Source organism: Haliea sp. (assembly GCF_040222615.1).
In the GTDB taxonomy this organism is placed as follows: domain Bacteria; phylum Pseudomonadota; class Gammaproteobacteria; order Pseudomonadales; family Halieaceae; genus Haliea.
Genome location: NZ_JAVKCQ010000161.1, coordinates 1 through 10,365, shown reverse-complemented (window position 1 = coordinate 10,365; position 10,365 = coordinate 1). Strand labels below are relative to the sequence as shown.

Below are 10,365 nucleotides of genomic sequence, written 5' to 3'. Positions count from 1 at the left end.
CGCCGCCGAGGCGTCCATGGACTTCGACTGGATTCGTCCCCGCCTGTCTTTACTCTACGGCAGTGGTGACGATGATCCCTTCGACGGCAAGAGCACCGGTTTCGACGCCATCTTCGAAAACCCGCAATTTGCCGGCGCCGATACCAGCTACTACATTCGCCAGGGCCTGCCGCTGATCGGTGGCGGCCGGGTGGCGCTGTCCCAGCGCAACGGGGTGCTGAACTCCCTGCGCTCCTCCAAGGAGCACGGCCAGTCCAACTTTACCAACCCGGGGGTCTTCCTGCTGGGAGGTGGCGTGGACCTTGACTTGCTGCCCGAGCTGCGCCTGTCCTTCAATGCCAATTATCTGGCCTTCGCGGAAACCGAGGTGCTGGAGGTGGCGCGGCAGCAGGCCAACGTCGACAGCGAAATCGGCATGGATCTGTCTGCGGCGCTGATCTGGCGTCCGTTCATGAGCCAGAACGTGGTGGTACGCCTGTCCTACGCGCAACTGCTGTCTGGCCAGGGCTATAAAGACCTGTATGGGGACGAAGACCCTTACTCCCTTTTGTGCAACGTAATACTGACATTCTGAGTGGCCGCTATGAGCACACCTGATCACACTCGACGGAACGGCAAACCCATTCACTGGTGGGCCGCGGGCCTGATGGCGGGGTTGTTGGCGCTGCCTGTGAGCCTGGTCAATGCCGCAGGAGGCGAGGAAGCGGTGGAGCGCGTCTACGTGACAGCGCCCAACGCGCCCGTCAGCCAGAGCAGCGAGCAGATGGAGGCCAAGTCCGCAGGCTGTGTTACCTGCCACACGGCGACCGACGAGAAAACGATGCACGCCAACCCGGCGGTCAAGCTGGGCTGCACCGACTGCCATGGCGGCAATGCCGATGTGCGGCGCAGCAGCGGCGACGGGATCGAGGACCCGGCGTACCTCGCCATCATGGAACAGGCCCACGTACTGCCGCGCTACCCGGAGTCCTGGCACTACCCCTCCAGTGCCAATCCCGAGCGTACCTACACCCTGCTGAACAAGGAAAGCCCGGAGTTCACCCGCTTCATCAACCCCTCCGACTACCGCATAGCCCGCGAGGCCTGCGGCGCCTGCCACCTGCCCATCATTGAGGCAGCGGAGCGCAGCCTGATGGCTACCTCGGCCATGCTCTGGGGCGGGGCCGCCTACAACAACGGCATCCTGCCCTACAAGCGCTACATCCTGGGGGAGGGCTATACCCGCGAAGGGGAGCCGGCAATGATTCCCGGCCCGGTCCAGCCCACCGCGGAGATGACCATGCAGAGCATCCTGCCGGCGCTGTATCCGCTGCCGGCCTGGGAGACGATCAAGCCCGGGGACATCTTCCGCGTGTTTGAGCGCGGTGGCCGCAATATCACCAACCTGTTTCCGGAGACGGGCCTGCCCAACGCCCTCGGCCAGCTGCAGCGGATCGAGGAACCGGGCCGCCCCGATTTCCGCCAGTCCAATCGGGGCCCGGGCACGGGGGCGAGGATTTCGGTGCCGGTCATCAATATCACCAAGACCCGCCTGAACGACCCCCATACCTGGTTCCTGGGCACCAATGACCAGCCCGGTGACTTCCGCTCATCCGGCTGTGCGTCCTGCCACGTGGTCTATGCCAATGACCGCGACCCGCGCCATTCCGCCCAGTACGCACAGTACGGCCACACCGGCAAATCCCAGACCCTTGACCCCACCATACCCAAGGACCGCAAGGGGCACCCGCTGCGGCACGCCTTTACCCGCGCCATTCCCACCGCCCAGTGCATGTCCTGCCACATGCACCAGCCGAACATGTTCGTCAACAGCTTCCTCGGCTACACCATGTGGGACTACGAGTCCGACGCGCCCTCCATGTGGCCGGAAAAGCAGGTCTACCCGACCCACGAGGAGCAGGTCGATGTGCTGTCGCGCAACCCCGAGGCCGCTGCGCCGCGGGGCAAGTGGGCGGACGTGGATTTCCTGGAGAAAGTCTCCGAGCTCAACCCCACGCTGACCGACACCCAGTTCGCCGACTATCACGGCCACGGCTGGAATTTCCGCGCCGTATTCAAGCGCGACCGCACGGGCAACCTGCTGGACGCGGAGGGTGACGTGGTCGAGGACACCGATCCCGACAAGTTCAAGAAAGCGGTGCACATGTCCTCCATCCACCTGGACAAGGGCATGCACTGCGTCGACTGCCACTTTGCCCAGGACGCCCACGGCAACGGCCACATCTACGGTGAGGTGGCCGCAGCGGTGGAGATTGACTGCAAGGACTGTCACGGCTCGGCCAAGGCCTACCCCAACCTGTTCACCTCGGGCCCCGCCGCCCTGGAAGGCGGCACGGACCTCGGCGCCATCCGCAACCCGGACGGTCGCCTGCGCTTCGAGTGGAACGGCAACACCCTGGTCCAGCGCTCGGTACTCAACCCCGACCTGGAGTGGGAGATGAGCCTGGTCAAGGATACGGTGGACCCGAGTCACCCCGGCTACAACGAGAAGGCGGCCCGGGCCAAGCTCATGAGCCGGGACACGGCGGAGCAGGGCTACGGCCTGGAAGTGGCCAGCGACAACCTCGCCCACAGCGACGAGGACATGGAGTGCTATACCTGCCATACGTCCTGGACCACCAGCTGCGCCGGCTGCCACTTGCCGATTGAGGCCAACTACAAGACCGAGCGCAAGCACTACGAGGGCGGCTACTCGCGCAACTGGGCCACCTACAATCCGCAGGTGTCCCGGGATCAGATGTTCCTGCTCGGTCGTCGCGAAGCCGCCAAGGGCGGCAAGATCGCCCCGGTACGCTCGACCTCGGCGCTGGTGCTGTCCTCGACCAATGCCAACCGCGAAAAGATCTATATCCAGCAGCCGCCCATCGCCGCCAGTGGCTATAGTTCCCAGGCCTTCAACCCGCACTTCGCCCACACCGTGCGCAAGACGGAGACCAAGGACTGCGAAGACTGTCACCTGTCGAAGAACAACGACAACAACGCCATCATGGCCCAGCTGCTGATGTACGGGACCGGCTTCGTCAACCTGGTGGGTTACTACGCCTGGGTCGGCGGCGAGGAGCACGTTACCGGTGTGCAGGTGACCGAGTGGGACGAGCCCCAGGCGGTGATTGGCTCCTACCTCCACCGCTATGCCTACCCGGACTGGTTTGCCGAGCACCAGGCCAACCAGAGGCAACTCCTGCACGGCTATCCGCACAGCAGCGGGCCTGCCTCCTGCGTCCAGCATCGCGGCGAGTACCTCTTTGTCGCCGAGGGTGACAAGGGCATGCGTGTGTACGATATCGCCGGGATCGCCAACAAGGGTATTTCCCAGCGGGTCATCACCGCTCCCTTCAGCCCCCTGGGCCACGACACCCGCATACCCAGTGCCAACGCGACCTGCGTTGTGCTGCCCACCAACCAGCCCATCCACCCCGATCGCAACCAGGGTGAGCTGATGCGGGATGTGAACCTGGAACAACCCTTCCACCCGATCTACAACTACGTGCTGGTCACCGATGCCGCGGAGGGCCTGATCCTCACTGACGTCAACACCCTGTCAGACGGCGAACCGCGCAACAACTTCCTCGAGCGCGACCTCACCTGGAACGAGAACGGGGTGCTCAAGGGGGCCCGGCATATGGTGCTGGGCGGCTACTACGCCTACATCGTTGCCGATGCCGGCCTGGTGGTGGTGAGCCTCGAGCAACCCCTGCAGCCGCGGCTGGTCACTGTGGTGCCGCTCAATCGCGGCCACTCCGTGGCCCTGCAGTTCCGCTACCTGTTTGTCACCGACGCCGACGGCCTCAAGACGATCGATGTCACCAACCCCGAGGCGCCAAGCCTGGTGGCGGACAACACCATCCCCCTGGGACAGGCGCGGCGGATGCATCTGGCGCGCACCTATGCCTATGTGGCGGCGGGCCGCGACGGTGTGGCCATTGTCGATATCACCCGGCCAGACAAAATGCGCCTGCTGCAGACCTTCAGTGAGGGCCTGGTGGATGCCCACGATGTCGCGGTCGGATCCACCAATGCCTCCCTGTTCGCCTATGTGGCGGACGGTGCCGGTGGCCTCAAGGTGATCCAGCTGACCTCGCCCTCCAGCCAGCCCAAGTTCTACGGCTTCTCGCCGGAACCCGCGCCGGAGCTGATTGCCAGCTACCCGACCAGTTCCCCGGCGCTGTCCCTGAGCCGTGGCCTGGAGCGGGACCGCGGGGTGGACGAAACCGGCGGTCAGGTAGCCGTGTTCGGGCGCATCGGCGCGCGGCCGCTGAATCTGGACGAGATGCGCAAACTCTTCACTGACAAAGATGGCAAGCCATGGTTCGTAGAAAACTGACAGCACTGGCGCTGCTGCTGGGGATTGCCGCAGGCAATGTCCTGGCCCAGTCTTTGCCGGAGGAAGGGCGCGACATCCATGAGGGTGTTGCCAGCTGCGCCACCAGCGTCTGCCACGGCAAGGTCAGCGCGGATCCGGCGTCCACTGTGTGGCTGAATGAGTACCGGATCTGGTTGCGCCAGGATTACCACTCCCGGGCCTACCGGACCCTGCAGACTGCCCAGTCCCAGGCCATTGCGGCCAAGCTGGGCTTGCCCAGCGCCCAGGGAGCGAAGATCTGTCTCGATTGTCATGCGGACAATGTGCCGACGGAGGCCCGCGGTCGGCGCTTCCAGATATCCGATGGCGTCGGCTGCGAGGCCTGCCACGGCGGTAGCGGGCGCTGGCTGGAGTCCCATGCCGAAGCCGATACCAGCCATGCCGACAACCTTGCCAGGGGCATGTACCCGACCGAGGACCCAATGGCCCGGGCGCGGCTTTGCCTGTCCTGCCACCTGGGAACCAAGGACAAGTTCGCCACCCACGAGATCATGGGCGCCGGCCACCCGCGGCTGGCGTTTGAGCTGGAGACCTTCACCGTCAACCAGCCGGCCCACTACGAGGCGGATGCCGACTATCGCGAGCGCAAGCCCTATATTGCTTCAGTCAACATGTGGCTGGCGGGCCTCGCGGTGACCGGCATGCACACCCTGGAGTTGTTGCAGGAGGACTGGTTTACACAGCCCGGTCTGGTCCCGGAGCTCTCATTCTTCCAGTGCCACGCCTGCCACCATCCCATGGACGACCTGCGCTGGTCAGCGGAGCCCGATCAGCTGCCGCCGGGCACCGTGCGCCTGAATGACGCCAGCCTGGTGGTCCTGCTGGCGGTGCTGGAAACCCTGTCGCCCGGTGATGTCGCCGGCCTGCGCCGGGATCTGGATGCCCTGCACCAGGCTTCCCGGCAATCCCGGGAGCGGGTGGTGAGCGCTGCCCGGGTCCTGCACGCCCGCCTCGGACCGCTGGTGGAACGCCTCGGCAAGGGCAGCTACGGTCCCGAGCAGCAGCGCCTGCTGCGCCGGGAACTGCTGGCCCAGTCCGCTGCGGAGCGCTTCCGTCACTTCACCGCCGCGGAACAGGCATTTCTGGCGGTTGAGACCCTGTCTCTCGCGCTGGGTGATGCGGAGCGCCTGAAATCGCGACTCGACGCGCTGTACAATACCGTCGAGGATGAAAATCGCTTTGTACCGCAGCAGTTTGCGGTGCTGGCAAGGCAACTGATGGGAGCCCTATGACGCAACGGTCCGACGCCCGCTGGCAGGTTTGCGGCGATACTGACGTTGGCCGGCGCGAGCACAATGAAGACGCGTTCTTCTGTGACGATGCGCTGGGCCTGATGGTCGTTGCGGATGGGGTGGGAGGTCATCAGGCCGGCGAGGTGGCCAGCCAGGTGACCTGCGAGGTGCTGGCGCGGGACGTGCATCGTCTCGGTGACCTTGAGTCCGCCATCCGCAGGGCCAATCTGGAAGTGCGCGATGCCGTTGCCGCTGGCCGCGGCAAGGCTGGCATGGCAACCACCGTGGTTGCTGTGCAGTTCGACGGCGCCCGGTATGAGCTGGCCTGGGTAGGGGACAGCCGAGCATACCTCTGGGACGGGCAGTTGAAATTGCTTACCCGGGACCACTCCTACGTCGAGGCGCTGCTGGAAAAAGGGCAGATTACCTTCGCCGAAGCCCGCCACCACCCGCGCAAGAATGTCATCGTCCAGGCCATCGGCCTGCAGGACGAGGACAAACTGCGCGTTGGCAGCAACGGTGGTCATCTCAAGGCCGGTGATATCCTGGTGCTTTGCAGCGACGGTCTCAGTGATGTTGTGGATTGTGACCGCCTCGCGGCAATCCTGTCCCTGGATGAGCCCCTGGAGAAGCGCTGCCATGAACTGGTGCAGGCGGCTGTGCAAAATGGTGGCCGCGACAACGTCACCGTGGTTCTGGTGCAGTGGGTCGGCCAGGATTCCGCAACTGAAACCGGCGCAGCGGTCGACCCCAATGTGGTCTGGCGGTATGATCCCGCCTCCGGCGATTACCACGGTTTACCGGAGCTGGTGCAGCCAGGCCTGCCGGTTGCAGACGATGCAGGGCCCCGCACGGCGGCTCCCAGGCGGGCGCGTGTCGCACCCAGGTCCCCCGAGGTCACCCAGATGATGTCGGCGGATGAAATGGCCAAGTTGCGCCGGGTTGCCCTGGAACTGCCGGCAAAAAGGCGACGCCAGCGCATCATGGGCCTCGCACTCGTTGCCCTGCTGGCACTGTCCGCCGCGGCGGCATGGTATGTATTCGGTCCCATCGGTGGGGCTTGAGGGAGTTTGAGGTATGACGGCTGATTTTAGTGCCACCCTGGTCGCGCCGGACGGTGCGGAGCATGTCCTGAGCGGCGAAATGCGCGTCGGGCGCACCGACGAATGCGAAATTACCATTGCCGATCCCCGCGTATCCCGCAACCATGCGGCGATCCGGGTCGAGGGCACGCGGATACTGCTGGAGGATATGGGCTCTGCCAACGGTACCCTGGTCAACGGGTTGCGTCTGGTCGGTGCGGTTGAGCTCAAGAACGGTGACGACGTCCAGTTCGACAAATACAAGTTCCGGGTGGTGATAGCCGGGCTGGCGCCCCCCGCGGACGACGGTGACGCAACGGTGGTCAGTCCCCTGGGCGATGACGCCACCGTAGTGGCGCCACTGGAGCCAGAGGCCGCGCCACCGCCTGCCCCGGAACCGCCCCCCGCCGCTCCGCCGCCCGCCGCCGCTCCACCGCAGCCTGCGGCGGTCAGTCCCGACCTGCCGGGCAGCTGGACAGAGGGAGGCACCGGGGAACACACCCAGTTCCTGTCCATGGAATCCCTGGAAGAGTCTGCCGCGGCGGATGTCGGGCGCTCCTCGGACCTGCCCCATCTTATCGTGGTCCGCGATGGCAGCGCTGCGGATGTCATGGAGCTGGAGCCGGGCACCAGTGGCGACCCGGATGTGTGGGAAATAGGCCGCGAAGACAGTTGCGAGATCATGCTTGATGAGCCCAGCGTCTCGGCCCGCCACGCGCAGCTGATTCACCAGGGTGGGCGCTGGCGCCTGGTCAACCTGGTGTCCGCCAATGGCATATTCGTGAACGGGGAGAAACGCCTCACTGCGTATCTTGCCGATGGTGACCAGATTCGCCTGGGGAGTGTCAATCTGGTATTCCGGGGCAGTGTCGACGCGCCGGCATCAGGCAGTGCGGCCGCCCCTGTCGGCAAGCATGCCGCGACGGGTACCGGCAGCCCGGGTGGTGCGAAGCCGGGCGGGTCAAAGTTGCCGCTGGTTATTGGCGCAGTGGTCGTGGTTATCGCGGCGGCGGTTGCGGGCTACTTCTTACTCTAGGCTCGCGGCGCAGCGGGGCGGAGCGCCGCTCACGGGGCTAGTCCTCCAGCCGCTGCATCTCCAGATCGAGGACATCGGGATTCTCCAGGTGGGCCTGCAACAGGGCCCGCAGGGGCTCGATGTTCTCCCGATCCACATGCTCGACGCTAAAGCCCAGGCGGCCGTTGTCCACGCTCTGCAGCCAGGCGTGCAGCTCCAGCGGCTCCGGCGCGCCCGTCTGGATCAGCAGGGTGAAGGGTTCGTTGTACTGCGCGTCCCAGACATCCGGTTGATCGGTGGCGGCGCCGCCCAGGGAGAGGTCGATCAGGCGCTGGTGCCAGACACTGCCGCCCTGGTGGACTTCCACCGGCAGGTCAATGGGGACATAGGTGAAATCCTGGTGTTCACTGCGGGATTCGGGCATCGGTCTTCTCAGTCAGTCAGTGTTCCCGGGCATGATAGCGCCGCCTCGCGCGCTTTGCGAGACAGCCCCCCAGCCCGGTATCGGTGCGCCGCTCAGGTCTTGAGCTTGCGGTATTTTACCCGGTGTGGCTGGGCAGCCGCCGCGCCCAGGCGTGTTTTACGGTCCTCTTCATAATCGCTGAAGTTGCCTTCATGGAACACCACGCTGCCGTCGTCCTCGTAGGCGAGAATGTGGGTGGCGATACGGTCCAGGAACCAGCGGTCGTGGGAGATGACCAAGGCGCTGCCGGGGAAGGTGAGCAGGGCCTCTTCCAGGGCGCGCAGGGTTTCCACGTCAAGGTCGTTGGTGGGCTCGTCCAGCAGCAGCACGTTCGCCCCCTGTTTCAGCAGTTTCGCCAGATGCAGGCGGTTGCGCTCGCCGCCGGACAGGTCCTTGACGAACTTTTGCTGGTCCGAACCCTTGAAGTTGAAGCGGCCAACATAGGAGCGCGAGTTCACCTCGTAGTTGCCGATGCGGATGATGTCCTGGCTACCGGAGACTTCCTCCCACACCGTCTTGCTGCCATCGAGGTCGTCCCGGGACTGGTCGACGTAACCCAGTTGCACGGTCTCGCCTACCACCACTTCGCCGCCATCGGCCCGCTCGTTGCCCATCAGCATCTTGAACAGGGTGGACTTGCCCATGCCGTTGGCACCGATGATGCCGACGATACTGCCCTTGGGCACGGTGAAGCTGACATTGTCGAACAGCAGCCGGTCGCCAAAGGTCTTCTTCAGATTGTGGACTTCGATGACCTTGTCCCCCAGCCGTGGTCCCGGCGGGATGTAGATCTCGTTGGTCTCGTTGCGGGCCTGGAATTCCTGGGACTGCAGCTCATCAAAGCGCTGCAGGCGGGCCTTGCTCTTGGCCTGGCGCCCCTTGGGATTGCTGCGTACCCACTCCAGCTCCGACTTGATGGCTTTCTGGTGCGAGGCCTCGGTGCGCTTTTCCTGTTCAAGGCGGGCTTCCTTGGCGGCCAGCCAATCGGAATAATTGCCCTCGTAGGGGATGCCGCGGCCGCGGTCCAGCTCCAGGATCCAGCCGGCGGCGTTGTCGAGGAAGTAGCGGTCGTGGGTAATTGCGACTACCGTACCGGGGAAGTCGTGCAGGAACTTCTCCAGCCAGGCCACACTCTCCGCGTCGAGGTGGTTGGTGGGTTCGTCCAGCAGCAGCATGTCCGGCGCCGACAGCAGCAGCCGACACAGCGCCACCCGGCGCCGCTCGCCTCCCGACAGGGTGTTGACGTCCGCCTCCCAGGGCGGCAGGCGCAGCGCATCCGCCGCTACCTCCAGCTTGTGCTCCAGGTTGTGGGCATCCGTGGCCTGGATGATGTCCTCCAGCCGTGCCTGCTCCTTGGCCAGCGCGTCAAAATCCGCATCGGGCTCGGCATAGGCGGCGTAGACCTTGTCCAGCCCCGCCAGCGCGTCAATGGCCTCCTGCAAACCCTCCTCGACATTGCCGCGCACATCCTTGTCCGGATTCAGCTGCGGCTCCTGCGGCAGGTAACCGATCTTGATCCCCGGCTGGGGCCGCGCTTCACCGAGGATGTCCGTGTCGATCCCGGCCATGATCCGCAGCAGGGTGGACTTGCCCGAGCCGTTGAGGCCCAGCACGCCGATCTTGGCGCCGGGGAAAAACGACAGGGAGATGTCTTCGAGGATTTTCTTTTTCGGCGGCACGACCTTGCCGACGCGATTCATGGTGTAGACGTACTGTGCCATCTGGGGATGATGCCTGTGCTGGTGAAAATGTGGGCGGATTCTAGCAGGAATAGGGCGCGGCTTCAGCGGCTGCTGTTAGCCGCCCGCGCGTCGATCGAAGTGCATACCACGCCTCCGCTGCCCCGCGCCGTGCCTATCCGCAGTCACGGTCTGGTCCCGGCGTAGCTTCGTCAATCCGCAATCGGCGCCGAACTCAAATCATCCGGATCCAGCTCCGAGGCGTCCGGCTCGTGGGCCTCGTGGAACTCGCCCACCTCCCAGTTGGCCTTGGAGCCGATCTCCGCGATGTGGAACAGCGCATCGCCCTCGTAGGCCAGCGGCAGGTTGGTGCGCCCGACCACGATGCCGTGGGAATCGGAGACCACATCAGTTTCGCTGGTACCCATCGGGTCGGCGATGAAGGCGATGGTCTGGCCCTTGTCCACTTCCGCCCCCAGGGGGACCAGTACCCGCAGGATGCCGCTCTCCGGGGCGCGGATCCAGTGGGTG

At 64.9% G+C, this 10,365-nt stretch carries 7 protein-coding genes and 1 pseudogene; 5 read left to right on the top strand and 3 right to left on the bottom strand.

All coding sequences use genetic code 11. From position 1 onward, the window contains the following. The 5 genes and pseudogenes from RJQ10_RS13200 to RJQ10_RS13180 all read left to right on the top strand — a co-directional run. Positions 1 to 574: pseudogene (locus RJQ10_RS13200) on the top strand (hypothetical protein); the annotation flags it as partial. Between the two features lie 9 nt (positions 575 to 583). After that, a complete protein-coding gene (locus tag RJQ10_RS13195) occupies positions 584 to 4,324 on the top strand; it encodes a hypothetical protein (protein ID WP_350147334.1) in 3,741 nt (1,246 codons plus the stop codon). Further along, positions 4,306 to 5,595 carry a multiheme c-type cytochrome gene (locus RJQ10_RS13190; RefSeq protein WP_350147332.1) on the top strand — a complete coding sequence of 430 codons (1,290 nt, stop codon included), beginning with the start codon at positions 4,306 to 4,308 and terminating at the stop codon, positions 5,593 to 5,595. Before RJQ10_RS13195 ends, RJQ10_RS13190 begins: the two co-directional genes overlap by 19 nt. Further along, positions 5,592 to 6,659 (top strand): PP2C family protein-serine/threonine phosphatase, encoded by a 1,068-nt coding sequence (locus tag RJQ10_RS13185; RefSeq protein ID WP_350147330.1) that lies wholly within the window; start codon positions 5,592 to 5,594, stop codon positions 6,657 to 6,659. The genes RJQ10_RS13190 and RJQ10_RS13185 overlap by 4 nt, the downstream gene beginning before the upstream one ends. A gap of 13 nt (positions 6,660 to 6,672) precedes the next feature. Beyond that, positions 6,673 to 7,713, top strand: a complete 1,041-nt coding sequence (locus tag RJQ10_RS13180; protein ID WP_350147328.1) for an FHA domain-containing protein — start codon at positions 6,673 to 6,675, stop codon at positions 7,711 to 7,713. A 37-nt stretch (positions 7,714 to 7,750) separates the two neighbouring features. On the opposite strand, the gene RJQ10_RS13175 is transcribed toward RJQ10_RS13180, so the two are convergent. The 3 genes from RJQ10_RS13175 to RJQ10_RS13165 form a co-directional block, all read right to left on the bottom strand. After that, positions 7,751 to 8,116: a PilZ domain-containing protein gene (locus RJQ10_RS13175; RefSeq protein ID WP_350147326.1), complete on the bottom strand. Its 366-nt coding sequence runs from the start codon at positions 8,114 to 8,116 to the stop codon at positions 7,751 to 7,753. A gap of 92 nt (positions 8,117 to 8,208) precedes the next feature. After that, positions 8,209 to 9,876, bottom strand: coding sequence for an energy-dependent translational throttle protein EttA (ettA, locus tag RJQ10_RS13170; protein ID WP_350147324.1), 1,668 nt, complete (start codon positions 9,874 to 9,876; stop codon positions 8,209 to 8,211). Between the two features lie 170 nt (positions 9,877 to 10,046). Next, on the bottom strand, positions 10,047 to 10,365 hold a 319-nt coding region (locus RJQ10_RS13165), incomplete at its 5' end, for a succinylglutamate desuccinylase/aspartoacylase family protein (RefSeq protein WP_350147322.1).

Excerpts from the sequence above, each read along its gene's own strand:
- ettA (WP_350147324.1), bottom strand. The coding sequence starts at position 9,876 with ATGGCACAGTACGTCTACACCATGAATCGCGTCGGCAAGGTCGTGCCG.
- RJQ10_RS13195 (WP_350147334.1), top strand. The coding sequence starts at position 584 with ATGAGCACACCTGATCACACTCGACGGAACGGCAAACCCATTCACTGG.
- RJQ10_RS13180 (WP_350147328.1), top strand. The coding sequence starts at position 6,673 with ATGACGGCTGATTTTAGTGCCACCCTGGTCGCGCCGGACGGTGCGGAG.
- RJQ10_RS13190 (WP_350147332.1), top strand. The coding sequence starts at position 4,306 with ATGGTTCGTAGAAAACTGACAGCACTGGCGCTGCTGCTGGGGATTGCC.
- RJQ10_RS13175 (WP_350147326.1), bottom strand. The coding sequence starts at position 8,116 with ATGCCCGAATCCCGCAGTGAACACCAGGATTTCACCTATGTCCCCATT.
- RJQ10_RS13185 (WP_350147330.1), top strand. The coding sequence starts at position 5,592 with ATGACGCAACGGTCCGACGCCCGCTGGCAGGTTTGCGGCGATACTGAC.